The sequence below is a fragment of the Lysobacter sp. A286 genome (assembly GCF_054052105.1).
Window position 1 is genome coordinate 2138617 of record NZ_JBSVRJ010000001.1, and the last position, 26572, is coordinate 2165188.

Sequence of the window (26572 nt, forward strand, 5' to 3'; positions counted from 1 at the left end):
GCCCAAGCCTCCGTGCGTCGTCCTTCGAGGGAAGGCCGACGACCCGTGCGCCATGCACCGGAGCCCATCCATGACCACCCTCGAACCAGCCACGGCCGACCTCGACCCGATTACCGCAGCCGACACGGCTATACCCCCGAAAGGAGCCGCCGAACCGGGCTTCACCCTGACTCCGCCGGCCACCGCACTCAGCATGCGCGTAACCAAGCGCAACGGCAGCCACGAACCGGTCGACCTCAACAAGATCGTGCGTGCGATCACCCGCTGCAGCGACGACCTGTACGCGATCGACCCGATGCGCGTGGCCACCCGCACGATCTCCGGCCTGTACGACGGCGCGACCACGTCCGAGCTGGACGAACTGTCGATCCGCACCGCCGCCCTGCTGACCGCCGAGGAGCCCGAATACGGCCGCCTCGCCGCGCGCCTGCTGGCCGGGGTGATCGAGAAGGAAGTCGCGTCCATCGACATCAACGCGTTCTCGCAATCGGTGCAGCGCGGCTTCGACCTGGGCCTGATCAACGACCGCCTGCTGGGCTTCGTGCAGGCCAACGCGCGAAAGCTCAACGACGCGATCGACAACACACTCAATACCCGCTTCGACTACTTCGGCCTGCGCACGGTGTACGACCGCTACCTGTTGCGCCACCCGACCGCGCGCACGGTGATCGAGACCCCGCAGCAGTTCTTCCTGCGCATCGCCTGCGCCCTGAGCGAAGATGTGGCCGACGCACTCGCGCTGTACCGGCGCATGGCCCAGCTGGACTACCTGCCCAGCTCTCCGACGCTGTTCAACGCCGGCACCACCCACGAGCAGCTGTCGAGCTGCTTCCTGCTCGACTCGCCCGAAGACTCGTTGGAAGCGATCTACCAGCGCTACATGGACGTCGCCAAGCTGAGCAAGTTCAGCGGCGGCATCGGCCTGTCCTACAGTCGCGTGCGCTCGCGCGGCTCGCTGATCCGCTCCACCAACGGCCTGAGCAACGGCATCGTGCCGTGGCTGAAGACGCTGGACGCCTCGGTTGCAGCGGTCAACCAGGGCGGCAAGCGCAAGGGCGCGGCCTGCGTGTACCTGGAGCCGTGGCATGCCGACGTCGAGGAGTTCCTGGAGCTGCGCGACAACACCGGCGAGGACGCCCGCCGCACCCACAACCTCAACCTCGCCAACTGGATCCCCGACGAGTTCATGCGCCGGGTGGAAGCCGATGCGATGTGGTCGCTGTTCGATCCGGCGGCGCTGGCAAAGAGCGGCGCGCCGTCATTGACCGACCTGTTCAGTGAGGCATTCGACCGCGCGTATCACGCCGCCGAAGCCGCCGGTCTGGCGACCCGCCAAGTCAAGGCGCGCGAGCTGTACGGCCGGATGATCCGCACCCTCGCACAGACAGGCAACGGCTGGATGAACTTCAAGGACAAGTCCAACCGCGCCTGCAACCAGACCCTGCGCGAGGGCAACGTGGTGCATCTGTCGAACCTGTGCACCGAGATCCTGGAGGTCACCTCGCAGAACGAGACCGCGGTCTGCAACCTGGGCTCGATCAACCTCGCCCACCACGTCGAGGGTGGGCCGCCCGGTAGCGGTGAGGCGCGCTTCGATTTCGGCAAACTTGCCGAGACCGTGCGTCTGGCGGTGCGCCAGCTCGACCGCGTGATCGACCTGAACTTCTATCCGATCGACACCGCACGCCACGCGAACCTGAAATGGCGGCCGGTCGGACTGGGGGCGATGGGTCTGCAGGATGTGTTCTTCAAGCTACGCCTGCCGTTCGATTCCGAGCCGGCGCGCGAGCTGTCCAAGCGGATTGCCGAGGATATCTACTTCCATGCGCTGGCCGCCTCCTGCGAGCTGGCCGTCGAGCAAGGCAAGCATCCGGCGTTCGGCGACACCCGCGCCTCGCAGGGCGAATTGCAGTTCGAGGCTTGGGGCGTGGCGCCGTCTGACCCGGCGCGCTGGGACGCACTGCGCGAGCGCATCCGCGAGCACGGTCTGCGCAACTCGCTGCTGATCGCGATCGCCCCGACCGCCACCATCGCCTCGATCGCCGGCTGCTACGAATGCATCGAGCCGCAGGTGTCCAACCTGTTCAAACGCGAGACGCTGTCGGGCGACTTTCTGGTGGTCAACAAGTACCTGGTCGAGGAACTCAAGACGCTCGGGCTGTGGACCCCGGAACTGCGCGACGCGGTGAAGATGGCCGACGGCTCGATCCAGGGCATCACCGCGATTCCCGAATCCCTGCGCGAGATCTACCGCACCGTCTGGGAACTGCCGATGCGTTCGCTGATCGACATGGCCGCCGACCGCGGTGCCTTCATCGACCAGAGCCAGTCGTTGAACCTGTTCATGGAGAACCCGAACATCGGCGCGTTGTCATCGATGTACATGTACGCGTGGAAGCAGGGCTTGAAGACCACCTACTACCTGCGCTCGCGGCCGGCGACGCGGATCGCCAAATCGACCGTCAGCGCGCCGGTACCCGGCAGCGAGGCGATCGCCTGCTCGCTGGAAAATCCGGAAAGTTGCGAGGCCTGTCAGTAACGCGCCGCGCATTCACTCCCTCACATTTAAGGAATCTCATGACCGCCCCACGCCTGCTCGACCCCGGCTTCGACCTCACCCTGCGCCCGATGCGCTACCCGCGTTTCTACGAGATGTACCGCGATGCGATCCGCAACACCTGGACGGTCGAGGAGGTCGACTTCTCGCTCGACGTCAACGACCTGCGCGGCAAGCTCGGCCCGGCCGAGCGCCACCTGGTCGAGCGACTGGTCGCGTTCTTCGCCACCGGCGACTCGATCGTCGCCAACAACCTGGTATTGAACCTCTACCAACACATCAACGCGCCCGAAGCCCGCATGTACCTGTCGCGGCAGCTGTACGAGGAGGCGCTGCATGTGCAGTTCTACCTGACCCTGCTGGACACCTACCTGCCCGATGACAAGGCGCGCACCGAGGCGTTCGCGGCGGTCGAGAACATCCCGTCGATCCGCGCCAAGGCGGCGTTCTGCTTCAAGTGGATCGATTCGATCCAGGACCTGAAGCGCATCGAGACCCGCGAACAGCGTCGCCAGTTCCTGCTCAACCTGATCTGCTTCGCCGCCTGCATCGAAGGCCTGTTCTTTTTCGGCGCCTTTGCCTACGTGTATTACCTGCGCTCGCGCGGGCTGCTGCATGGATTGGCCTCGGGCACCAACTGGGTGTTCCGCGACGAAAGCTGCCACATGGCGTTCGCCTTCGAGGTGATCCGCACCGCGCGCGAGGAGGAGCCGGAGCTGTTTGACGAGTCGATGCAGCGCGATGTCATCCAGATGCTGACCGAGGCCGTGGAATGCGAAATGCTGTTCGCCGCCGACACGCTTTCTGGTGGCGTTGTCGGCCTGTCGCTGAAGGACATGCGCCAGTACCTGGAATATTGCGCCGACCAGCGGCTCGGCCAGCTCGGCATGCCAAAGCATTTCAGCGCAAGCAATCCGTTCGGCTTCATGGACCTGCAGGACGTGCAGGAAGTGACCAACTTCTTCGAGCGCCGGGTGTCCGCCTACCAGGTCGGCGTGCAGGGCGAGGTCGCCTTCGATGCCGCGTTCTGAGCCCGTCACCGAGGCGCGCATGACCGAGATTGTGTTCCCCGACCACACCAACCACCTGGGCACGCTGTTTGGCGGCCAGGCGCTGGCGTGGATGGACAAGGCTGCATTCATTGCTGCCTCACGCTACGCGCGCTGCACCGTGGTCACTGCCCGCTCGGAGCAGGTCGACTTCCATACCGCGGTCAACCAGGGCGCGCTGGTGCAAGTGGTCGCGTGGGTAGTCGCGACCGGGCGCACTTCGTTGCAGGTGGAAGTGGAAATGCACAGCGAGAACCTGCATTCGGGCGAAGCGCTGCTGGCCACGCGTGGCCGGTTCACGATGGTCGCGCTGGACGACCGTGGCCGGCCGACGCCGGTATCCCCGATGCCGGTGTCGGATACGGCAGGCAGTGGGGATCGCAGTCGGCTTCAGCCGCCTACGATGGGCAGACCGAGCGAGCGACCGCCGTCGTTCAGGCCCAGACCGTAACGCAGGCTGCGGCCGATGCGCTGCGCGTAGTCGTGGACTTGCTGGGCGTGCTCGGGATCGAGTACTTCGTCGGCGGTCTCGCGCCACAGCGCCAGCCAGTCCTCGAAGTGTTCGGCATGGATCGAGTGGCCGCGGTGCTTGGCCATCGGGTTGCCGCGATAGGTTCCTGCACCCAGCGCGACCGACGACCAGAACGAGGTCAGCAGGCGCTTGTGCTCCGGCCAATCATCCACGGCGGCGTTGAATACCGGGCCCAGAGTGGGATGGACCTGGATCTTGTCGTAGAACCGGTCGACCAGGGCCGCCAGTTGCTGTTCGGTGAGTTCGGTGGAATCGCGTGTCATGGGATACCGGCAGGAGCTCGCGACGACGGGCCGCGAAAACGAAAGAAGGGCGACCACGATGGCCGCCCTTCTCCAGATGGAGGCTTACTTGGCCAGAGTCAAGCTGCCCTTCATCAGCGCCGCATGGCCGGGGAACGAGCAGAAGTAGGTGTAGTCCTCGCCCGCCTTCAGTTTCGCGACCGGGATGGTGACGGCGGTCGATTCGCCACCGCCGATCAGCTTGCTCGCGGCGATCACGCGGGTATCGCCGGCCTTGACGTAGTTGGCATCCGCGCCGGCCTTCATGCCGTCGGCGTTGATGCCGTTGACGTCGGCGGTCTCACCGAGCACGAAGTTGTGTCCCATCACCGTCTTGGGCAGCTGCCCGGTGTGCTTCAGGGTAACCTTGAACTCCTTGCAGGTTGCCGGCACCTGCAGGCTCTTGGTGGTGAACTGCATCGCGTCGGTGCTTTCGACCGTAGCCGCGCAATCGGCCGCCGTCGCGGGCAGGGCGAAGGTGCCGGCAAGACCGAGTACTGCAACAGCTGTCAACTTGCGGATCATTTTTCTGACTCCATGTAGTGGGGTGTTGGCGCCATTGTCCCGGCGCCCTGGCAAGCCCGCCTTGATCCATGTCAGGGCCGCGATGAATCCAACCGCGAGACAATGGCAATGCCGGAAACCGTTAAGGTGGAGCGTCCATGACCCACGTCGTTACCGAAAATTGCATCAACTGCAAACACACCGATTGCGTCGAGGTGTGTCCGGTCGACTGTTTCCACGAAGGCCCCAATTTCCTGGTGATCGATCCCGACGAGTGCATCGACTGCACCTTGTGCGTGGACGAATGCCCGGTGGGCGCGATCTACCCGGAAGACGATGTCCCCGCCGGGCAGGAGAAGTTCCTGGCGATCAACGCCGAACTGGCACCGCTGTGGCCGGTGATCGACCGCAAGATCCCGGCGCTGGAAGACGCGGAGAAATGGGACGGAGTGCCGGACAAACTGCCGTTGTTGAAGCGCTGAAGAAGCCCTGATCAATTCACTTTTGAAGGACGTTGCCAATCAAGTCCATGGATCCCCGCCTTCGCGGGGATGACGGCAGTTGTTCCTACCTGCCTTTATGAAACCCAACAAAAAACCGGGCGATGAAGCCCGGCTTTTCGTGTGCGGCAATGGCGATTATTTCGCCACGACCTTGACCATCTCCAGGCACTTGTTGGAGTAGCCCCACTCGTTGTCGTACCAGGCGACCAGTTTGACGAAGGTGTCGTCCATCGCGATGCCGGCATCGGCGTCGAAGATCGAGGTGCGGGTGTCGCCACGGAAGTCGGTCGCCACAACCTTGTCGGTGGTGTAGCCCAGGATGCCCTTCAGCGGACCTTCGGACTGCGCCTTCATCTCCGCGCAGATCTCCGCGTAGGTGGCCGGCTTGTCCAGCTCGACGGTCAGGTCGACCACCGACACGTCCGAGGTCGGCACGCGGAAGCTCATACCGGTCAGCTTCTTGTTGAGCTCCGGAATCACCACGCCGACGGCCTTGGCCGCGCCGGTGGATGAGGGAATGATGTTCTCCAGGATGCCGCGACCGCCGCGCCAATCCTTGTTGCTCGGACCGTCGACGACCTTCTGGCTCGCGGTGGCGGCGTGCACGGTGGTCATCAGGCCACGCTTGATGCCCCACTTGTCGTTGAGCACCTTGGCCACCGGGGCCAGGCAGTTGGTGGTGCAACTGGCATTCGAGATGATCGCCTCGCCGGCGTACTTCTTGTCGTTGACGCCAAAGACGAACATCGGCGTGTCGTCCTTGGACGGTGCCGACAGGATCACCTTCTTGGCGCCGGCGTCGAGGTGCTTCTGCGCGGCTTCCTTGGTCAGGAACAGGCCGGTGGATTCAATGACCACATCGACATCGACCTCGTCCCACTTCAGGTTGGCCGGATCGCGCTCCTGGGTCAGGCGGATCTTCTTGCCATTGACGACGATGTGCTCGCCATCGACCTTGACGTCACCGTCGAAACGACCGTGGACGGAGTCGTATTGCAGCATGTAGGCCAGGTAGTCCGGCTCCAGCAGGTCGTTGATGGCAACCACTTCGATGTCATTGCCGAAATTCTCAATCGCCGAACGCAGGACGTTGCGTCCGATACGGCCAAAACCGTTGATACCAACCTTGATCGCCATTGCAGGGCTCCTGACGGGCATGTGTAAGGGAAAAAGCCCCTCATTTTAGCCTATTCCCGGCCACGACAGGCTTGAGCCATCGCGCCATCCGCCCTGCCACCCGACACCTCGACGTGAACGACGTGGCCGGGGCGCGTCACCGCATGTCGTGCAAGACGGCAGCGATCCTGCTCCGCTACCCTTGTCGGCATGAATCGATCCGTATGCGGTATTTCCCTGACTTTGGCGTTGGCCACCTGCGCCTTGCTCGCCTCATTCGACGTTTCGGCCTGGGGTCCACGCGGCCACCAACTGGTCGCGTCACTGGCCAACGACGCGTTGACGCCGCAGGCGCGCAGCGAGGTCGAGCGCCTGCTGGCCGACGACCCGGGGCAGGACCTGGCCGGCATCGCCAGTTGGGCCGACGAGTTGCGCGAGCGCGACCCCGACCTGGGCAAGCGCAGCGCGCGCTGGCATTACGTCAACCTTGCCGAGAACGACTGCCATTACGACGCGGCGCGTGATTGCCCCGGCGGCGACTGCGTGATCGAGGCCATCCGGGTCCAGACCGCGATCCTGGCCGATCGTGACAAGCCACTGGAGGCCCGGCGACAAGCACTGAAATTCGTCGTCCACTTCGTCGGCGATGTCCACCAGCCCGCGCACGCCGGCTACGCCCGCGACCTGGGCGGCAACAAGTTCCAGATCAACCTGTACGGCAAGGGCAGCAATCTGCATCGGCTTTGGGACAGTGGGCTGCTCAATACCCGGGGGCTTAACACCGCGCGTTATCTGGAACGTCTGCGGGAGTTGCCGGAGCGGGCGACATCCCAATCCTCGGGACACCCGGTATTGATCGCGGACAGTGCCCCCGAATGGGCCAGGCACTCCTGTTCGATCGTGCGCCAGCCAGGCTTCTATCCGCCGCGCGCCAAGATCAACGGCGACTACGTACAGGCGTGGCGGCCGGTGGCTGAAACGCAATTGCGCCTGGGCGGCGCCAACCTTGCTGCGGTGTTGAACCAGGCGTTCGGCGAGCCGTAGTCACCGCGCGCCGCAACGGGAAAACGGATCCGGCTGCGGGCATGCGCAACTCGTGACGTCCGAACGTGGCCGTATCTCGAGAGCAGGACCAACACCACGCTGGCAACTGCGATGCAGGACATCCATTGTTCACTTGCCGATAGCGCTGCCGGACGCATCATCAATACCCTGCACAACCTCACGTTGTGCTGCGAACCCTCCGTAGTCGGGAGCAACCTGATGACCACCGACCTGCTCATCCAGCCCTTCTTCCATGACCCGACCGGCACCTGGAGCTACGTCGTCAGCCGAGGTTCCGAGGCGGTGGTGATTGACCCGGTGCTCGACTACGACCACCGCTCCGGCCGGATTGCCACCGACAGTGCCGGCGCCCTGCTCGAGCACATCGCGGCGCACGGCCTGCAAGTGCATCGGATCCTGGAAACCCACGCCCACGCCGACCACCTGAGTGCGGCCGCCTTCCTGCGGGCGCGAACGTCGGCGACGGTGGCGATCGGCACCGGGATCCGCTCGGTGCAGGCGCATTTCGCCGCGATCTTCCGACTCGCCACCGACGACGACGCCGTCGTCCACGCGTTCGATCAACTGCTGGCCGATGGCCAGGTCATCCATGCGGGCCGGTTGCACATCGAGGTGATCGCGACGCCCGGACACACGGCCGATGGACTGAGCTACCGGATCGGCGACAACGTGTTCATCGGCGACACGCTGTTTTCCCCTGACCTGGGCACCGCCCGCTGCGACTTCCCCGGCGGCAGCGTCGAGCAGCTGCACGCCTCCATACAGCGCCTCTATGCACTGCCCGATGAAACCACGCTGTGGCTGTGCCACGACTATCCACCGGCCGGGCGCGAGCGCCGCGCCAGCGTCAGCGTCAGCGAGTCCCGCCGCGACAACCGCATGCTTGCGGGTGAAACGACTCTGGAGACCTTCCGTGCCGCGCGCAGCGCGCGCGATGCCGACCTGCCCGCGCCCAACCTGCTGTACCCGTCGCTGCAGGTGAACCTCCGCGGCGGCCGCCTGCCCCCTGCCGGAGCCGACGGTCGCCGTTACCTGTGCATGCCGCTGCAGGTGGAGCCACCAGCAGATGGCTTATGAACGCTCGTCAGGAGCAACGGGGGGCGCCGGCGGCATGGGAGGCGCCGGCGGCGCATGAGCCGAAGGCGCGGCAGGCGGCGCAGGCGGTGCTGGCGGCGCGGGCGGGTCCGGCTCAAATTCCACCGGTACCCGGATGCGGCTCGCTACCGGCTTGCCGTTCTCGATCTTTGGCTCGAACCGCCAGTTGCGCGCTGCTTCCACCGCGGCCTGATCGAACACACCGGCCGGCTCGGCCGACTCGACCTGGATATCTGCCGGAAGCCCTTGCGCGTCCACGTTGATCACCAGATTCACCTTGCCGCCGATGCCTTGAGTGGCCGCTTCGGCCGGATAAGACGGCCGCGCCATCTCTCCAATGCTGACGACTCCCTGACTTGACTCGACCTTTGGCGGCTGTGCCGCCCATGCGCTGTAGCCGACCAGCAAACTCAAGGCGGCGACGACGGTGCTGCCGGCCAACCAGCGCGAAACCGTGGGGATGGGTTGCTTGAGCATGGCGATTCTCTCCGTGAGTGGATGGCTATAACCCCAGTGGCATCCCAGCGGCAGGGGCTGTGCAGCCAGCTGGGTCTTGAGCATTGCCTCGCCGTACGCGCGACGCGACTGCGGATGGCGAGCGATCACGCGCTGGTCACAGGCCAGCTCCTGGTCATGACGGAAATGCCGGGCCGCGATGTGCACCAGAGGGTTGAACCAGTACACGCAGCGCAGCGCGGCGACGGCGGTATTGAGGTACAGGTCGCCCCGACGGATATGGTTGGCTTCATGGGCCTGCATCAGCACACGCTGCTCGTGGCTGTAGCGTTGATCGAAATCGGCCGGCACCACGATCTGCGGTCGCCACGCACCCAGCACGGCAGGCAGGCCATCGGTCGTGTTGGCTTGATGCAGGCCGTCGGTGCGCGGGCTCAGCGGACCCAGCGCGCGCCGGAACCGGCGTTGCTGGAGGAAAAAACGCAACGCCATCGCCAGCGCGCCCAACCACCAGACCGGCAACAGTACGGCTGCGGTGTCGACCGTCGCCAGCATTCCAATAACTACCGCCTGCGGCACCGTGTCACCCAAGGCCAGTCCCATCGCGCCCGCTGCCGGTGCAACCGCCGCTGACGGCAACAACACCGCCAGCACCGCAACTGGAACCAGCAACCAAGCCGCATAGGCGGTCGCCGTACCGAACCGGCCCCGTAACCAGTGACGCAGCAGCATCACCAGCACGATCGCCGCGCTCGACGCGACCGAGGTCTCGACCAACGCGCCAAACATCTCAGGGGCTTCCATCGTCGATCTCCTCGAGCAGCTTGCGCAGCTCGGCGACGTCCTTGGGACTGAGCTTGCGGTGCTCGCTGAAGTGCGCCACCAGCGGCGCGACCCGACCACCAAACAGACGGTCCAGCAAGCTCTCGCTTTCGTCGATCAGCCAGTCCTCGCGTTTGAGCACCGGTGTGTACAGATAGCGGCGACCGTCCTTCTCGGCAGCAATCGCGCCCTTGTTAAGCAGGCGGTTGAGCAGGGTCTTGATGGTCGCTTCCTGCCAGTGCTGCGCGTCGGCCAAGGCCGCGACCACGGCCTCGGCGCTGCGCGGGTGCTGGCGCCAGAGCACGTCCATGACGATCGATTCGGCTTCGCTGATCTGCATTGTTTACGTCCGTAATCTTTCTTGCAGATTACGCGTGTAAACGTGGATGTCAAGCGGCTAATTTAGTCCAATCCTTTGGCAACGGATGAACACACCTCGCCGGTCGCGACGGACGGGGCGTTGCAGGAATCAGTCGTGGCGCAACGCGGCGATCGGGTCCAGTTGCGCGGCCTGGCGGGCGGGATAGACGCCGAAACCCAGGCCGACCAGCGCGCAGAAGCTCACCGACAACAGGATCGGCACCGGCGCCCAGGCTACCTGCCAGTCCGCGAACATCGCGATCGCGTACGCCAGCACCACGCCAAACACCAGTCCCAGCAAGGCACCGGCAAAGCAGATCACGCTGGTCTCGCGCAGGAACTGGGCGATCACGTCGCTTTGGCGCGCACCCAGCGCGCGCAGCAGGCCGATCTCGCGACGCCGTTCCAGCACGTTGGCGAGCATGATGTTCATGATACCGATACCGCCAACCAACAAGCTGACGCCGGCAATCGCCCCCATCACCACCTGGAAAATGCGCTGGGTCTTCTGGTGCTGGCGATACAGTTGTTGCGGGACCACCAGCCGGTAATCGGGCTCGCCGGCGTGGCGCTGGTCGAGTACCGCCGAGAACACCCGCGCCCCGGCCAGCAGCTGTGACGGATCGGCGATCCGCAACAGGATGCGGTCGACTTCATCCTCCAGCGGATCAAACTTGAATCGTGCCCGGGCACTGGTCAGCGGCAGGTAGATGCGGTTGCTCTCCAGCCCCAGCTGCATGCCTTCGAACTTGGCCCCGCCCAGATCGCGGTCGGCCAACACGCCGACCACTTCCAGCCAGGCGTGGTTGACCTTGATGTACTGCCCCAGGGCCCGGCGTCCGGGAAACAGGTCCGCCGCCGCCTGGTTGCCCAGCACGGCGACCGCCGCCAACCGGGCAGCGTCATCGGCGTTCAAGGCCCGACCCTTCGCCACTTCCAACGATGACATCGCGAAGTAGTCGGCGCTGACACCACTGGCCTGGGCATCGCTGCGTCCGTTGTCGCTGAACACCGAATGGGTGCGGATGGGCTTCTCCGCGGCATACGTCTCCGCGCCCGGCACCACCGCCAGTGCCGCCTGTGCATCGGCCACACTCAGGCCAAGGCTGCGCTGGCGCGTCTCCTTGCGGGTGGCATCGTCCTGGTTGACCGACTCGGCGATCAGGTTGTGCAGGCCCAGGCTCTCGACCATCCGCAGCGCCTCTCGGCGGCTGCCCTCGCCCACCGCCTGCATGGCCACGATCGCACCGACGCCGAAGATCAGCCCGAGCAAGGTCAGGCCGGTACGCAAACGACGACGCCACAACTCCTCGACCGCCTCGCGCCAGATCGGCGGCAACGCGCGCATCCATCGGTTCATGCCTTCCCGCCCCCGTCGCCACCCATGTCGTCGGTGGTTTCATCCGTCACTGCCGGCTTGTCGGATGTGGTCGTGTCGGCGGCCGGATCGCTTTCATCCGCCGTGTCATCCAATGATCCGGCCGCGACCAGCAATACCTCATCACCCGCTTCCAGTCCGCCGAGCACCTGGGATCGCGCGGTACCACGGACACCCAGATCGACTTCCCGGCGCTGGAATCCATTACCTTCGCGCACCTGCACGTAATGCTTTCCGGCCTCGCTGTGCAGGGCGACATTGGCGACGCTCAGCGCATTGTCATCCTCGAAAAGAATCACCCGCGCACGCAGCTTCTGGCCTGGCACCCAACCGTACTTGCGCGCGGCATCGGCCGGCACCCTGGCTTTCATGGTCAGGTACTTGACCGGGCTGTCGCGACTCATGACCTTGGCTGCACTGGCCACCCAGTCCAGCGTGCCGGTCACGACCTGCGCCGGCTGGCCGACCGGCGACAGCACGACCTTGTTGCCAACCTCCACGCCCTGGGCCTGGATCTGCGGCAGTGCCAGCTCGACTTCCAGCGCACTGATGTCCGGCAGTCGGCCGAACTCGGAACCTGCGCGCAGTGCGCTGCCAACGGCCGCCTTGTCGCCGGCCCAGTTGGCGGTAAGCATCATCACCCCGGCATGCGGCGCATGCAGTTCCAGCGCCGCAAGATCGGCGCGGTTCTGTTTGGCCTCGACCGTGATCGTGGCGCGTTGGGCGTCAAGCACCCCCAGTTCGGCCGCTCCGCGTTCGCTGGACTGGCCCTGCTTCCAATGCAGGGTGTCACGCTTGGCGCCGAGGTAGTCAACATCCTGGATCGCGTCGAGCACCTCGTTACGCGACATCATCGACAGATCCGCCCCCGCATAGCGCTCGGCGATGGACAGGTCCACCGCCACCTTTGAAAGGTCGACGGCGACCCGTCCCTGACCGGCGGTGAGCTCACTTTGCTTGGCAGCACGTGCCAGGTCATTACGTTCGAGATCGACCATCGCATCGGCCAGGTCGAGCTCGCCGCGTTCGGTGCTGAATCGCGCCAGCAACTCGCCCTTCTCGACCGGACTGCCCTCGGACAACATCCACGTCAGTTGGCGGCTGGCCCGGCGTTGTCCCGGCACCAGCAGCGGGGTCGCCTTGCTGGACTGCAACGGGCCCTCGCCGATCACATCAAGCAGCACCGGGCCGCTGGCGACCATTTCCGTGGTCGGTGGCACGTTGGTCTCGTTGCAGCCGGCCAGCGCGGTCAGCGCGACCAACAGCATCCTTAGGCGAATGGAACGGATCGAACGGACGTACCGGGTCGGCATCATGAGTCCTCCGCGGCGGCAACACGGTCGGGCAGCTTGATCCCGACCCGAACCACCTGGCCAGGCTTGAGCTTGCCAACAGCGGCGTCCAGGGTGATTTCAAGGTCCACCACCGGCACCGGCTGCGCCCGCGACTTGCTGCGCACGGCCTGGCCGATCCCGGTGATTCTCCCGGCCACGGCGATACCGGCGCCGCCTTCGACCACCACCCGTACCGGCATGCCCACCGCAACCCGGTTCAACGCCCGTTCGGGGAGGTCGGCGCGCACCGCCAGGCTATCGACATCGGGAATCTCGGCAACGGACTGACCACGGTAAACCTGTGATCCGACGTCGAACTTGTCACCACCCCAACTGCTCTTGTGCATCATCAACCCGTCACGCGAAGCCTTGATGTCGAGCGATGCGATGGACACACCCAGGTCCGCGACTTCGTTTTCCAGTTCTGCGATCTCAGCCTCCAGCAGCCGACGCTCCTGCCGGCGCTGCTCGGCGGCCAGGCGCTCGCGCTTGTTCATCAATGCCATGCGCCGGGTCGCCTGTTCACGTGCAACCACCAGCTTGCGGTACTCAATGCCGGGAATCATCGCTTGCGGCTGCTCGGTCTTGCGCTCGGCCTTTTCCAGGTTGGCTTGCGCCTCCTCGGTGGCCAGGCGCGCAGTGCGTTCGCGCTCCGCTAGGTCCAGCAGCAACGTGTCCAGCTCGCTTTGCTTTTCCGCCAGCTTGCTGTGCTTTTCCGTCCGTTTTTGGATCAGGCTGGTGCCGTCAAAGGAAAGCACCACATCACCTTTCTCGACCGGCGCGCCATCGGCCGCAAGGCGGGTGATGGTGAACATCCATGTGCCAGCGACGCTGGGCGGCATCAAAACCGCGGACTTGCGCGCGTAGGCTTCACCATCAATCGACAGCACTTCCGCCGCGGCCGGCAACTCCCATAGCAACAGGGACAGTGCGACCAGCATCACGCACAGACGCTTCATGGCGCGATACCGGCCGCTGATACCGGGACATCGACCCGCACGCTCATGCCCGGCAGTAGCTTCAACCCACCTTGGCCGGACAACTCGATATCAATCGTGAAGTAGCGGCCATCGCCCCACTCCAGCTTCGTGTCTGGCGCCCCGCCAATGGCAACGATTCGTCCGCCGGTTTCATCACCCGGCAAGGCATCAAACGCCAGTGTCACCGTTTGTCCCACCTTCAACCCGTTCCGATCCGGTTCCAGTGCCCATGCCTTCACCTTCATTGTGCCGCCACTGACGACCTCCCCGGCCTTGCTGCCCGGCCTCACGGAGCTGCCCTCGTCGATGCGACCGCCAGACCAGTTGTCGAAGCCGTGGACGACCACACCGTCGCGCTCGGCGCGCACCTCGGCAGTTTCGACTCTAGCGGTATGGAAATCGCGCTGAATCGCGAGCTTGTCGATTTCCAGGTTTCCGTCCGTCTGCCGTCGCGTGATCGCGGCACCGGCAGCGGCCAACTCCTTGTCCTTGAGTGCCGATTCGCGCGTGGTACGCACCAATTCGCCCTGGTAACGATCGTAGTCCAGACCTGAGATCAGCCCGGCCGGGATACCGGCATCGATCTGCGCCGTTGCCTGCTCCGCCTGCGCTTCGACCAGTGCCAGTTCCGCGTCCACCGCCTTGACCCGCAACTCGGCAATCTCGTTTGCCATGCGCGCTTTTGCCTGCACGATCTGGGCGTCGAGCTCGATGATCTGCGCGGCTGAAGTGCTCATGTCGATCCGCAACACGACCTCACCCTGCTTGACCCGCTCGCCTTCGGATACGAAGTAACGCAGCACGACCGGGGAGGAATACGCCTGTGGGACGTAGATCGTTTGCGCGCCGATCGCCTGCACCTCACCGGTCAACACCACCGCGCCGACCAGCGGCGACGCCAGCAGGCACGTCAGCGTCAGGGCGAGCAGGCCGCCGCGCAGGTCAATGCGGGCCATCGTGTTCGATCCTGCCGTCGCGCAGACGAATCCCGCGAGGCGCATGCGCGGCGACGTCGTGATCATGAGTCACCAGCACCACGGCCTGGCCACTTTTGTGGACCTCCTCGATCAGGCCGAGTACATCGGCCGCGCTCTTGGAATCGAGGTTGCCGGTAGGTTCATCGGCCAGCAGTAGCGCAGGTTTGAGCAACAAGGCCCGCGCGATTGCCGCGCGCTGGATCTGGCCACCGGATAGCTCGTTGGGCCGGTGATCGCTGCGTTCACCCAAGCCGACGCGTTCCAGCAACTCGCGCGCGTGTTCATGCGCCCACGCTGGCGGCTCACGATGGAAGCGCAACGGCAGCAGCACGTTTTCCAACACGCTCAGGCGCGGCAGCAGGTGGAAGCTCTGGAACACGAAACCGACCCGACGGTTGCGGATGTCGCTGATGGCCTCGTCGTCGAAGCTGGCGACGTCCTCACCCTCGATCATGTAGCGGCCACTGTCGGGCTTATCCAGGCAGCCAAGGATATTGAGCAGGCTCGACTTGCCCGAGCCCGACGGCCCGGTGACCGCGACAAACTCGCCTGCGTCAATGCACAGGTCGACACCGTCGAGCGCATGCACCACCTGTCGACTCATCTGGTAGCTGCGGCGGACTTGCTGCAGTTCGATCATGCCCGCGGCATCCGCAACAGATCCCTCGCTACTGCGCCGCCCCGTTCCCCCTGAAAATCGCTCAACTCCCCACTCCTGCTCAACCCATTGCAAGCATCACGTCATGGCACCTCGCGACATTTGCTGGACCCGCTGCCGGTCGCCGGTCCGTGCCCGACGATACAACCTATGTGACGCATTCGTGCTCCGCGGCGCCCGGAAAGTTCCCCACCTTGAGCGCGTTGGCAGCACGGACGCATGCGCTACCGAGCGGGCCGCGCATGCAATTTCCGTGGTGGCTTACGACTTAAAGCGAGCGCGCCACCTCGACCACATGCTCGACGGTGAAGCCAAAGTGCGGGAACAGCTTTTCCGCCGGCGCACTGGCGCCGAAGGTGTCGATGCCGATCACTGCGCCATCCAGGCCAACGTACTTGCCCCAGAAGTCGCTGACACCGGCCTCGATCGCCACCCGCTTGCGACAGGCCTTGGGCAGCACCAATTCGCGATACGCCGCGTCCTGGCGGTCAAACACGTCGGTCGAGGGCATCGACACCACGCGCACGTTGTCGCCAAGCTGCGCGGCGGCCTTCATCGCCAGGCCGACTTCCGAGCCGGTAGCGATCAGGGTCAGCTCCGGGTTCGGGCCGCCGTCCTTGAGCACGTAACCGCCGCGCGCGATGGCGGCGACCTGGGTGGCGTCGCGCGGCTGGTGGTCGAGGTTCTGGCGCGAGAACACCAGGCAGCTCGGACCGTCCGCACGCTCGATCGCGGCCTTCCACGACACCGCCGACTCGACCGCATCGCAGGGACGCCAGACGTCGTTGTTGGGGATATATCGCAGGCTGGCGACGTGCTCGATCGGCTGGTGGGTCGGGCCGTCCTCGCCCAGGCCGATCGAGTCGTGGGTGTAGACGTGGATCGCGCGTGCGCCCATCAGTGCGCTCATCCGCACCGCGTTGCGGGCGTAGTCGCTGAACACCAGGAAGGTCGCGTCATACGGAATGAAGCCACCGTGCAGGGTCAGGCCGTTGCTGATCGCGGTCATCGCGAACTCGCGCACGCCGTAATAGATGTAGTTGGCGTCGCGGGCGTCGGTGGTGACCGACTTGCTGCCGCTCCACAGGGTCAGGTTGGATCCGGCCAGGTCGGCCGAACCGCCAACCAGCTCCGGCAGGTGCGGCGCAAACGCTTCGATCGCGTTCTGCGAGGCCTTGCGCGAGGCGATCACCGGGCCGTCGGCCTGCAGCTTGGCGATATAGGCGTCGGCAGCGGCGGCAAAGTCAGCCGGCAATTCGGCGTGCGAGCGACGGATCAGCTCGTCAGCCTCGGCCGGGAAACGCACCGCGTATTTGTCGAAGGCCTCGTTCCACTGGTCCTCGCGGAACGTGCCGACCTGGCCCACGCGCCAGCCGTCGTAGATCTCCGGCGCGATATGGAACGCTTCGTGCTCCCAGTCGAGCGCCGCGCGGGTGGCGGTGATTTCATCGGTACCCAGCGGTGCGCCATGGCTGGACGCCTTGCCGGCCTTGGCCGGTGAACCGTGCCCGATCGTGGTCCGGCAGCAGATCAGGGTCGGTTTGTCGCTGCTCAACAGCGCCGTATCGATGCCGCGCTTGATCGCGTCCGCGTCGTGGCCGTCGACATCGCGGACCACGTTCCAGCCATAGGCCTCGAACCGTCCCGGGGTGTCGTCGGTAAACCAGCCGGCGGTGTCGCCGTCGATGCTGATGTGGTTGTCATCCCAGAACGCGACCAGCTTGTTCAAGCCCCAGGTACCGGCCAGCGACGCCGCCTCGTGGGAGATGCCTTCCATCAGGCAGCCATCGCCCATGAACACCCAGGTGCGGTGGTCGACGATCGCTTGCTCGGGACGGTTGAAGCGCTGCGCCAGCAGTTTCTCCGCCAGCGCCATGCCCACCGCGTTGGCGAGACCCTGGCCGAGCGGACCGGTGGTGGTCTCCACCCCCGGGGTCATGAAGTTCTCCGGGTGGCCGGGGGTCTTCGAGTCCAGCTGGCGGAACTGCTTCAGGTCCTCGATCGACAGGTCATAGCCGGACAGGTGCAGCAGCGCGTACTGCAGCATCGAGCCGTGGCCGTTGGACAGGATGAAGCGGTCGCGGTTGAACCACCCGGGGTTGGCCGGGTTGTGGCTCAGGTAATCGTTCCACAGCACCTCGGCGATGTCGGCCATGCCCATCGGCATGCCGGGGTGGCCGGAGTTGGCCGCCTGCACGGCGTCGATGGCGAGGAAGCGGATGGCATTGGCAAGGTCGCGGCGGCTGGGCGTGGGCATGACGGATCCAAGAAGGGAAGGCTCGGCCGGCGCGGAGATACCCGGGCAGGCGGGCGCCAATTGTCGCCGAGTCCGCGCGTGCGGCCAAACCGTGGCCATCGGCAGCGGCGGGAAAGCCGGGATTCACGCACTCGGCGACCGTGCGCCACGCCTGTCTTGCGCGGCTTTTGCGCCGCTACCGCCGGCCTGCGCCGCTCAATCCGCCATTGTCAGCGCTACCGGGTCGCTCTCACCACGCGACACCACCACGGCGGCGGCCAGGTCGCCGGTGACGTTGAGCGTGGTCCGGCACATGTCGAGGAAGCGGTCGACGCCCAGGATGATGCCGATGCCCTCCGGAGGCACCCCGACCATGGCGCAGATCAGCGCGATCACCGGCAACGAGCCGGCCGGCACGCCCGCGGTACCGATGCCGCCGAGGATGCACACGAACATCACCGTGACCTGCGACGCCAGCGACAATTCGACCCCGAAAAACTGCGCCAGGAACAGCACCGTCACACCTTCGAACAACGCGGTTCCGTTCTGGTTGGCGGTAGCGCCGACGGTCAGCACGAAACGCGAGATCTTGCGCGGCAGCCCCAGATCCACTTCGGCAACCTTGAGCGCAGTCGGCAAGGTGGCGTTCGACGAGGACGTCGAGAACGCCATCAGAATCGCTTCCTGCGAGTTCTTGAAGAACTTCACCGGGGAATAGCCGCCGACGAACTTCAGCGCGATCGAATAGACCACGAACATGTGGATCGACAGCGCCAGCACCACCACGCCGACATACGCGCCAAGGCGCACCAGCAAGTCCCAGCCAAACAATGCGGCCAGGTTGAACATGAAGCAGAACACCGCATACGGCGCCAGCTTGATGACCAGGCCGATCAAGGTCATCGACACCTCGAACAGCCCCTCGATGCCACGTTGCAGGGTATCGGCCGCCTTGCTGTTGGTCATCACCAGGCCGATACCGACCATCAGCGCGAAGAACATGACCGAGAGGATCGAGTTTTCAGCCGCCGCGGTAATCACGTTGCTGGGCACGATCGACAGCAACATGTCCATGCCCTGCGCCTGGCCCGCGCTGCTGGCGACGATCGCCTGGGCACGGTCGGCGCCTTCGGCGAGCATCTGCTCGGCGGCGACGCGGTCGACGCCGACGCCCGGTTGCAGCCAGTTGACCAGCAACAGCCCGATCACCACCGCGATGCTGGACACGATGACCGTATAGGCCAGCGTCTTCCAGCCGACCCGGCCAAGCGAGCGCACATCCCCCATCTCGGCGATGCCGACCACCAACGCGGAGAACAGCAGCGGGATGATCAGCATGAAGATCAACCGCAGGAACAACTGGCCGGCCGGCTGGGTCACGTAGTTGGTCAGCCACTGCACCCAGGCGGCGTCGGCTCCGGACACGTAGTGCGCGATCATCCCCAGCAACAGGCCGGCGACGAAACCAATTGCCATCTTCCAATGCAAGGGCATCTTGCTTTTGCCCTTGGCGTCCGCGCCGCTGTTCGCTTCGGTCATCGGGTGTTTTCCTGCTGGACAGCGGCCGAGCTTAGCAAACCTGAACCTCTATTCCACGCCGGGCCCGGCGGGACTTCCCTCACGGTTTTGGATACAACGGCGGCAATGGCGAGGCGGGCTCCGGCAATGACGGGCGCCAACGTGGGCCGCGGGCGAATGCCGCACGCATCATCTGGCGTGCGACAACCCCGTCACCGCCGCCCCAACGCGCGCGCTGCATCGCGTCCAGCGCATCCACCTGGGCCGGCTCATCAAGCCGTGCCCGCACCTCGTCAATGCTCCCCGCCGGCAACCGGGCCAGTCGACACAAGCGGTCGGCAATGTCTTCAAAATCACTGCTGGCCAATGCGCGCTTGAAACCGGCGACGTCCGGCTTTGCGACATCCTGCTTTGCCCCATCCTGCTTTGAATCATCGGTCCGGGCAGGCGTCGACGCCGCCAATGGCGTCGTGCCCGCAGGCAACCGGTGCAAGCCCCACACCAGGGTCACCAACCACAGCAGCGCGAACAGCGCGGTAGCCAGCACCCAGCCGCGATCCGCACCGGCAATCACATTGGCTGGCGCGGGCTCGCTCACCCCCGGTGGCAGCGACGCATCCATCGGCGGCACCGGTAAGCCACCGGCGGCGGCAGCCACCGTCCACTCCAGCGGCGGCAACTTGGCGGTGCGGGTCGCGCCTTCGTCCACGTCCCACCACTGCAATTGCAAACCCGGCAGCGTCACCACGCCGGCCCTCGACGGCACCAGCGAAAACTGGCGTGTCACCGTCACCTGTGGGCGTCCATCGACGAAGCGTTCGTCCGTCTGGGCCGGCTCGGCGAATACCTGCACACCCTCTACCGGGGGCAGTTGCAACTCAGGCACCTGGGCCGTGGTGGCACCGTCGACCACGGCTTCCACGGTCACTGTCGCCGCCACGCCGGCATGCAGTTGCTGGGGCGTCGACAAGTAGCGCAGCTTCATGTCGTGCAATGGCAACCACGGCTGTGGCGCGGCCTTGGGAATCGGCTGGACCTCAAGCACCCGCGGTGGCGCCTGTGCGTGCAACGCGCCACCGCCGCGGCCCAGGAAGTCCTCGAAGAACCCGGCCGCGCCCCGGCCCTCGAAACTGGCACTTGGCACGCTCAGGCTGCCGCTGCGCTCGGGGATCAGAAGGTAGCGACGCTCGATCACGTTGTAGCGCCGACCGTCGATCTGGCGGCTGTATTGCGCATCATCACCCACTTGCTGCAACGTCGCGCCCTCCGGCGCCGCCTGGTCCAGTTGCCCTGAAACCAGCGGCACCGCCGCGTACAAGCGCACCACCCAGCCGACCGTTTGCTGCACGTAGGGCGTCGTGTCGTCGGGCTCGCTTTCCAGGAACACATCATCGCCGGCGCGCGCCGGACTGACGGCACTGGCCGGGATCACCACCAATGACAACGGGTCGGTGCGCTGGCCGCCAATATCCAGCGCCGGCACGGTCAGCACCCCCTCACGTTGGGGTTTCAGGGCGACCGCATACAAGGTCCGGGACACGGCGCGACCATTGGTCAAGGTCATCTGCCGGCTGCTGCTGCGGCCGCTGATCTGAAAGTCGGCCTGCAGCGGCGTGTAGTCAGGGCTGGCGCCAGTGTCCGTCTCAATGTTGAGGGTGACTGTCTCGCCAAATTCGATGCGGTCACGGTCAAGCCAGGTCCGGGTCTGTGCGTTGGCCGCCAGGCTGGCCATCGAAAGCAGCAGCAACAAGGCCTGCAGCATTACTCGCGACATCGGTTTCATTGTTCACTGCCTCCCTGTTGTTGGCGACGCTGGTACTCGATCCGGAATTTCGCACGCAGCAATCCACCCGGGTCGTCAGGGATCCGGCCCAACCAGGCCTCGTTGGCGATCCTGCGTTCGCGCTGGACGTCCGTCTCCGATGCGGGCGCCGTCGACGCTTCCGATTCCTCACGCTTGCCCGGTTCCTGGCTGGCCTGACCAAGCGCCTGCTCCATGCGCTCACGTTGGGCCTCGTCCGCCGCCTGCTGGGCGTTTGCATCGGCGGCCTCTGGCGGCGCGGAGGACGACGGTGGCGATTGCGGAGTACCGGGATCGTTGGAGGGATCTTGCGGTTCTCCATCCTCGGGTTGGCTGGGCGGCTCGGCCTTCTTGCCATTGTCGGCTGGCGAGCCTGATGGGGACCCGTTTTCCGGTTCCTGTCCCGAACCACCCTGCTGTGCGTTCTTCGGCTCGCCCTGCCCCGAGTCACCCTGTCCTGAGCCTTTTTGATCCTGATCCCCAGGTTGCTTGCCTTTGCCCGGGCCCTTTGGTGGTTGACGCTTCATCGCCGCCTCGACGGCCTGCCGGTTGGCGACCGCGTCCGGCATGGCGGCCTGGCGGGCAATCGCCTCATCGTAGGCTTCCAGCGCCTGGGGATACTCGCCGGCCTTGGCCAATGCGTTGCCACGGTTGTAATCGGCCTCCGGGCCGTCGATGGTTGCGTAGAGTTCTGCGGCGCGGCCGAAATCGCCCTCGCGATACGCCTGCGCTGCCTGTTCCATCTTCTGATGGGACACCTGGTCGGGGCGTTGCCACAGCTCCGCAGCCTGCGCGGTGCGGCCGGGAAGCCACAAACACAGCACGATCACGGCAACCGGGGCGCCACGTCGAAACGCGAACAATGCCAGCAGCATCACCGGCGGCAGCAACCAGAAGCCCCCATCCTGCCAACTCAAACCGTGCTCGGCAGCAGCGGACTGATCGCCAGCGCCATCCATGCCCGTATCCGTCGGATCCAGCACTCCGAGCGTCTCCAGATCGGTGTTGTCCGGCGTGAGGGTGACGTAGCGTCCCCCGCCCGCTGCCGCGAGCCGCCGTAGCGAATCGACCTCCAGACGTGTGCTGGTTATGGCGCCTGTCGCGGTCTTGTAGGGTGCGCCTTGGGCGGTGCCCAAGCCGATGGCCGATACCGAATAACCCTGGGAACTGGCGGCGCGCGCCGCAGCCAACGCATCGGCGTCGGCGTGGTTGGTCAACAACAGGATCCGGCCACTGCGGAAACCGGCCTGCTCCAGCAGGCGGGCCGACCAGGCAATCGCGCGGTCGCCCCGTTGGCCCTCCACCGGCATCACATCGGGCTGAAGCGCACCCAGGAACAGCCCCACGTTGGTCGCGTCGCGGGTCAACGGGGCCACCGTGAAAGCATCGCCGGCGTAGACGACCAGCCCGACCTGTCCGCCCTCGCGCTGGTCCAGCAATACCGCCAGCTTGGCGCGCGCCTGGGCAAGCCGCGACGGCTGCAGGTCGCCGGCCAGGCTGGTGCTGGACAGGTCCAGTGCGATGACCAGCGGTGTCTGCGGTTGCCACAGTGGCTGCGCGGTCTGCTGCCAACTCGGTCCTGCCAGTGCCAGGACGGACAGCAGGTAGGCCAGCGAGTATCCAGACCCGGCAAGCAGCGCCCGCGGTTTGCGCGAGCCGCGCCGATCCGCGAGCAGGTGCGGGAGCAGGTGCGGGTCAACGGCCTCACGCCAGACACTCGCGCGCTGCCGGCGACGTTGCCACCACCAGCCCAGCAGCGGCAGGCCCAACAGCAGCCATAACCAGTCAGGCCGAAGGAAATGCAGCGCATCGAGGTCGATATTCACGCGCGTCTCCTGCCGGGCCAGAGCAAAGCCAGCAAGCCCAGCGCGAACGCCGCGCCCAGCGGCCATGGGTAGCGCTCCAGCTTCGGCCGTACCGCCTGGCCTGGACGCTCCACCGGCTCGAGCCGGTCGATCTCGGCGTAGATTCCGGCCAGCGCAGCAGTGTCGCGGGCACGGAAGAAGCGGCCACCGGTAATCTCCGCGACCTTCTTCAAGGTCGCCTCGTCAATATCATCGGCGGTCCCGGCCATCGGCAACTGGAAGCCGAACAGCGACATCGCGCCGCCACCGCCAAACGCAACGGTGTGTACCCGCACGCCGGCGTCACGGGCCAGCTCGGCCGCCTTCAACGGCTTCAGCAAGCCGGCGGTGTTGACGCCATCGGTCAACACAATCAGGACAGTATCGGCATCGCCATCAGCGGTGGCGGCTGCCGGCCGGCCCTGCAAACGTTTCACCGCCAGGCCGATCGCATCGCCAATCGCGGTTTCCTGACCGGCCAGGCCGACCACGCTGTCGGCCAGTTGCAGACGCACGCTGGCCAGGTCCCCGGTCAACGGGGTCAACGCGTAGGCACGGCGCCCGAACACCACCAGTCCGACCCGGTCACCCTGGCGACGGTCCAGGAAATCCGACAGCACCGCCTTGGCCGCTGTCAGCCGATCCACCTGGCGCCCGCCCAACTGCATGTCCGGCTCACTCATGCTTCCCGACAGGTCCAGCGCCAACATCAGCTCCCGGCCCTGCTCCGGTGGCAGGATTGCCTCACCCAACTGCTGCGGCCGCGCGGCCGCCACGCACAACAGCAGCCACGCAAGCCACAACAACCACGGCACGCAGCTGCCCCGCACGCCGCCGGTACCGGCCAGACCGCCAAGCCGGTCACCGAATGGCACCTTCAGCGCCGGCGAAGGGCTGGGCCTTGCCGGCAGCAGCCAACGCGCGAGCAGCGGCAACGGCGCGGCGAGAAACAACCACGGCCAGGCGAACCCCGCGAATGCCTGCGCCAGCCACGCGTCCCACGCCGAGATCATGATTTCGCCATCCATTGCAGGAAGCGTGCACGCGCGAGTGGGCGCAGCGCTGCTACTTCTTTCGGGTCGACCTGCTTGCGATAGCCTCCATCCAGCAACAAACGACCTGGACCTTGGTGAAAGCCGCGGTTGTCAGCCGCCCGTTTTCCGCGTTTTCCCTTGGTTTTTACATCACGGTCGAGCAGCTCCAGCCATGCGTCACCTTGCAGCCGGTCCGCTTCGGGGTTCACCCGGCGTGCCGCGCGGCGCAGCAGCTCCGATATCGCTGCCACTTCCGCGGCTGGTGTGGTGGCTGCAGCCACTACCTCGTCGAACACCGCGGCAATGGCCGCGAGCCGCCTGCGCCGCCGCCGAGCCCACCAGGCCCAACCGCCCACCAGGGCGAGCACCAGCGCAGCGAGCAACCACCAGCCTGGCGCGGGTGGCCACCAGGGTGGCGCCGGCGGCTGGTGGATGTCGCGCAATACCAGCGTCGCGTCCTGCATCACGCCACCATCGGCCGCGGCTGGCCCAGCAACGGCAACCACGACTCACTGGGTGCGTCACAGGACAAGGCCTGCACACGGACCCCGCGCGCCGGCAATGACGCCAGCGCCGCCTCCAATGGGACGGCAAACTCCGCACGCCATTGCTTCCGCCGGGCGGGGCTACCCAGGTCCAACTCGATGCGTTGATCACCGCTGCGAAACGGCAACGTCGCCGTCGGTGGCGACAACTCCAGCGGGTCGGTCACCAGCAGCACCACGACCTCATGATGCTGGGACAACACCGACCAGCGCCGCTCCGCAATACCGGCCAGGCTGTGCGGGTCGGCCAGCACCAGCAGCCTTGAACCAGGACGCAGCAAGCGCTGGGCGTGGTCGAGGGCGACGCCAAGACCGGCATCCTCTGCGGGCGGCCCTGCGTACCACCGCACCAGTGCATCCAATACCCGCAAGGCGCCGCGAGGGCCGCCGGCCGGCGTCACCGGTGGTTCGGCCTGGCTGCCGCGCAACGCCGCGATGCGGTCGCCATCGCGTACCGCGGCCCAGGCCGCGACCGCACCGGCCCGCGCCGCCTGGACCGACTTGAACCGGGTCCGGGTTCCGAAATACAGCGAAGGCGCGGTGTCGGCGACGATCAGGGTCAGCCGTTCGCGTTCGGCCTGGTAGAGCTTGGTATGGGCGCGACCGGTGCGCGCGGTCAGGCGCCAGTCGATATGACGGGCGTCGTCGCCGGCGATGTACTCACGTGACTCGGCGTACTCCATCCCGCGCCCGCGCATCGGCGACAGCGCTTGTCCACTGGCCCCGTGGCGGCCGTGCCTGGCAACGCGCCGGCCACTCGCCGCGGCACGCAGCGCCACCAGTTCGGCCAGCGTCGGGGTAATGCCGTCGCTCACGGCAGTGGGACTTTGGCCAGCAGCTCAGCCACCAGTCGGTCGCCGTCCCAGCCTTCCGCCGTCGCCTCGTAACTGGGCAGGATGCGATGGCGTAGCACGTCGGGTGCGACTGCGCGGACATCATCCGGAGTGACATAGTCGCGCCCCACCAGCCAGGCGTGCGCCCGTGCACAGCGCTCCAATGCGATCGATCCACGCGGGCTCGCCCCCCAGGCAATCCGCCGGGTGAGCGCGGCGTCGTAGGCGGCGGCATTGCGCGAGGCCAGCACCAGTTCTATCAGGTAGCGCTCCACTGCCGGTGCCAGATGGACGTCGAGCACCGCATCGCGGGCGGCAAATACATCCTCCTGCGACAGCCGCGTCGCGGGCGCGATCACCGGCTTGAGCGCATCGCGCGCGCGATCGCGGGCCAGCTTGAGGATCCCGGCCTCGGCCTCCGCTTCCGGGTAGCCGATCCGCACGTGCATGAGGAACCGGTCCAGCTGCGCCTCCGGCAACGGGAACGTACCCTCCTGCTCGATCGGGTTCTGGGTCGCCATCACCAGAAACAACGGCGGCAACGGATAGGTCGCCCGGCCGACGGTCACCTGCCGCTCGCCCATCGCCTCCAGCAATGCGGACTGCACCTTGGCCGGGGCTCGGTTGATCTCGTCGGCGAGCAGTATCGGGTGGAAAATGGGCCCGGGCAGGAATTCGAAACGGCCGTCCTGAGGACGCCAGATCTCGGTCCCGGTCAGGTCCGCAGGCAGCAAGTCCGGGGTGAACTGGACCCGCGCGAACTCGGCATCCAGCCGTGCCGCCAGTGCCCGGATCGCACTGGTCTTCGCCAGCCCGGGCGCGCCCTCAACCAGCAAGTGTCCGTCCGCCAGCAGCGCAATCAGCAACCGGTCGATAAGGGCCGCCTGGCCAATGATCTCAACCGACAAGTCCGTACGCAGCTGGTCGAACGTCCGTCGGAGCCGGGCCAACTCGGCGGCGGCGGGACCGGATGCGCTATCCGGTTGTTCAGCGGTCGCGCTATCGTCCATCGAAAATTCGTCCATCGGGGGTCTCGAGTCGGGGCATCGCTCGAGTTTGACCGATGTCAGCTGTCGAGGTTCCGTCCCGGGAGA

23 protein-coding genes and 1 pseudogene are annotated in these 26572 nt (G+C 65.9%); 6 read left to right on the forward strand and 18 right to left on the reverse strand.

Annotated elements, in window-relative coordinates:
• Positions 1-193 precede the first annotated feature (193 nt).
• The 3 genes and pseudogenes from ACW7G0_RS09920 to ACW7G0_RS09930 form a co-directional block, all read left to right on the forward strand.
• A complete protein-coding gene (locus ACW7G0_RS09920; RefSeq protein ID WP_456989512.1) occupies positions 194-2539 on the forward strand; it encodes a ribonucleoside-diphosphate reductase subunit alpha in 2346 nt (781 codons plus the stop codon).
• Between the two features lie 38 nt (positions 2540-2577).
• Positions 2578-3588: a ribonucleotide-diphosphate reductase subunit beta gene (locus tag ACW7G0_RS09925; protein ID WP_456989356.1), complete on the forward strand. Its 1011-nt coding sequence runs from the start codon at positions 2578-2580 to the stop codon at positions 3586-3588.
• A pseudogene (locus ACW7G0_RS09930) lies at positions 3575-3964 on the forward strand (acyl-CoA thioesterase); the annotation flags it as partial. The gene ACW7G0_RS09925 and the pseudogene ACW7G0_RS09930, both read left to right, overlap by 14 nt.
• A gap of 32 nt (positions 3965-3996) precedes the next feature.
• Here the strand turns inward: ACW7G0_RS09930 and ACW7G0_RS09935 are convergent.
• Together ACW7G0_RS09935 and azu are read right to left on the reverse strand one after the other, a co-directional pair.
• Positions 3997-4401: a group III truncated hemoglobin gene (locus ACW7G0_RS09935; RefSeq protein WP_456960765.1), complete on the reverse strand. Its 405-nt coding sequence runs from the start codon at positions 4399-4401 to the stop codon at positions 3997-3999.
• 84 nt (positions 4402-4485) lie between these two features.
• Entirely contained in the window at positions 4486-4944 is a 459-nt protein-coding gene (gene azu, locus ACW7G0_RS09940) for an azurin (protein WP_456989357.1), read from the reverse strand.
• Between the two features lie 137 nt (positions 4945-5081).
• Between azu and fdxA the strand changes: the two genes are divergently transcribed.
• Positions 5082-5405: a ferredoxin FdxA gene (gene fdxA / locus ACW7G0_RS09945; protein ID WP_456960763.1), complete on the forward strand. Its 324-nt coding sequence runs from the start codon at positions 5082-5084 to the stop codon at positions 5403-5405.
• 156 nt (positions 5406-5561) lie between these two features.
• On the opposite strand, the gene gap is transcribed toward fdxA, so the two are convergent.
• Complete coding sequence (gap, locus tag ACW7G0_RS09950) at positions 5562-6563, reverse strand: type I glyceraldehyde-3-phosphate dehydrogenase (RefSeq protein ID WP_456989358.1); 1002 nt, start codon at positions 6561-6563, stop codon at positions 5562-5564.
• A 189-nt stretch (positions 6564-6752) separates the two neighbouring features.
• Between gap and ACW7G0_RS09955 the strand changes: the two genes are divergently transcribed.
• Together ACW7G0_RS09955 and ACW7G0_RS09960 are read left to right on the forward strand one after the other, a co-directional pair.
• On the forward strand, positions 6753-7586 hold the full coding sequence (locus tag ACW7G0_RS09955) for a S1/P1 nuclease (protein ID WP_456989359.1): 834 nt from the start codon (positions 6753-6755) through the stop codon (positions 7584-7586).
• A 219-nt stretch (positions 7587-7805) separates the two neighbouring features.
• Positions 7806-8684 (forward strand): MBL fold metallo-hydrolase, encoded by an 879-nt coding sequence (locus ACW7G0_RS09960; RefSeq protein WP_456989360.1) that lies wholly within the window; start codon positions 7806-7808, stop codon positions 8682-8684.
• Here the strand turns inward: ACW7G0_RS09960 and ACW7G0_RS09965 are convergent.
• The 15 genes from ACW7G0_RS09965 to ACW7G0_RS10035 all read right to left on the reverse strand — a co-directional run bounded on the left by ACW7G0_RS09965 (position 8679) and on the right by ACW7G0_RS10035 (position 26503).
• The gene (locus tag ACW7G0_RS09965) at positions 8679-9962 is read right to left on the reverse strand and encodes a TonB family protein (RefSeq protein ID WP_456989361.1); all 1284 of its coding nucleotides are present in this window, start codon (positions 9960-9962) and stop codon (positions 8679-8681) included. The genes ACW7G0_RS09960 and ACW7G0_RS09965 overlap by 6 nt on opposite strands.
• Entirely contained in the window at positions 9949-10320 is a 372-nt protein-coding gene (locus ACW7G0_RS09970; protein ID WP_456989362.1) for a BlaI/MecI/CopY family transcriptional regulator, read from the reverse strand. The genes ACW7G0_RS09965 and ACW7G0_RS09970 overlap by 14 nt, the downstream gene beginning before the upstream one ends.
• Before the next feature lie 129 nt (positions 10321-10449).
• Positions 10450-11700: an ABC transporter permease gene (locus ACW7G0_RS09975; protein WP_456989363.1), complete on the reverse strand. Its 1251-nt coding sequence runs from the start codon at positions 11698-11700 to the stop codon at positions 10450-10452.
• Positions 11697-13034: an efflux RND transporter periplasmic adaptor subunit gene (locus ACW7G0_RS09980; RefSeq protein ID WP_456989364.1), complete on the reverse strand. Its 1338-nt coding sequence runs from the start codon at positions 13032-13034 to the stop codon at positions 11697-11699. Before ACW7G0_RS09980 ends, ACW7G0_RS09975 begins: the two co-directional genes overlap by 4 nt.
• On the reverse strand, positions 13031-14011 hold the full coding sequence (locus tag ACW7G0_RS09985) for an HlyD family secretion protein (RefSeq protein ID WP_456989365.1): 981 nt from the start codon (positions 14009-14011) through the stop codon (positions 13031-13033). The genes ACW7G0_RS09980 and ACW7G0_RS09985 overlap by 4 nt, the downstream gene beginning before the upstream one ends.
• Positions 14008-14988 (reverse strand): HlyD family secretion protein, encoded by a 981-nt coding sequence (locus ACW7G0_RS09990; RefSeq protein WP_456989366.1) that lies wholly within the window; start codon positions 14986-14988, stop codon positions 14008-14010. The genes ACW7G0_RS09985 and ACW7G0_RS09990 overlap by 4 nt, the downstream gene beginning before the upstream one ends.
• Positions 14975-15649 (reverse strand): ABC transporter ATP-binding protein, encoded by a 675-nt coding sequence (locus ACW7G0_RS09995; protein WP_456989367.1) that lies wholly within the window; start codon positions 15647-15649, stop codon positions 14975-14977. The genes ACW7G0_RS09990 and ACW7G0_RS09995 overlap by 14 nt, the downstream gene beginning before the upstream one ends.
• 286 nt (positions 15650-15935) lie before the next feature.
• Positions 15936-17924: a transketolase gene (tkt, locus tag ACW7G0_RS10000; RefSeq protein ID WP_456989368.1), complete on the reverse strand. Its 1989-nt coding sequence runs from the start codon at positions 17922-17924 to the stop codon at positions 15936-15938.
• A 195-nt stretch (positions 17925-18119) separates the two neighbouring features.
• Positions 18120-19442, reverse strand: a complete 1323-nt coding sequence (locus tag ACW7G0_RS10005) for a dicarboxylate/amino acid:cation symporter (protein ID WP_456989369.1) — start codon at positions 19440-19442, stop codon at positions 18120-18122.
• Between the two features lie 79 nt (positions 19443-19521).
• Positions 19522-21204 carry a BatD family protein gene (locus ACW7G0_RS10010; protein WP_456989370.1) on the reverse strand — a complete coding sequence of 561 codons (1683 nt, stop codon included), beginning with the start codon at positions 21202-21204 and terminating at the stop codon, positions 19522-19524.
• Positions 21201-23048: a VWA domain-containing protein gene (locus tag ACW7G0_RS10015; protein WP_456989371.1), complete on the reverse strand. Its 1848-nt coding sequence runs from the start codon at positions 23046-23048 to the stop codon at positions 21201-21203. The genes ACW7G0_RS10010 and ACW7G0_RS10015 overlap by 4 nt, the downstream gene beginning before the upstream one ends.
• Positions 23045-24079, reverse strand: coding sequence for a vWA domain-containing protein (locus ACW7G0_RS10020; protein ID WP_456989513.1), 1035 nt, complete (start codon positions 24077-24079; stop codon positions 23045-23047). The genes ACW7G0_RS10015 and ACW7G0_RS10020 overlap by 4 nt, the downstream gene beginning before the upstream one ends.
• Positions 24076-24564 carry a DUF4381 family protein gene (locus tag ACW7G0_RS10025; RefSeq protein ID WP_456989372.1) on the reverse strand — a complete coding sequence of 163 codons (489 nt, stop codon included), beginning with the start codon at positions 24562-24564 and terminating at the stop codon, positions 24076-24078. Before ACW7G0_RS10025 ends, ACW7G0_RS10020 begins: the two co-directional genes overlap by 4 nt.
• Positions 24564-25460: a DUF58 domain-containing protein gene (locus ACW7G0_RS10030; RefSeq protein WP_456989373.1), complete on the reverse strand. Its 897-nt coding sequence runs from the start codon at positions 25458-25460 to the stop codon at positions 24564-24566. Before ACW7G0_RS10030 ends, ACW7G0_RS10025 begins: the two co-directional genes overlap by 1 nt.
• Entirely contained in the window at positions 25457-26503 is a 1047-nt protein-coding gene (locus ACW7G0_RS10035; RefSeq protein WP_456989374.1) for an AAA family ATPase, read from the reverse strand. The genes ACW7G0_RS10030 and ACW7G0_RS10035 overlap by 4 nt, the downstream gene beginning before the upstream one ends.
• Positions 26504-26572: the final 69 nt, after the last annotated feature.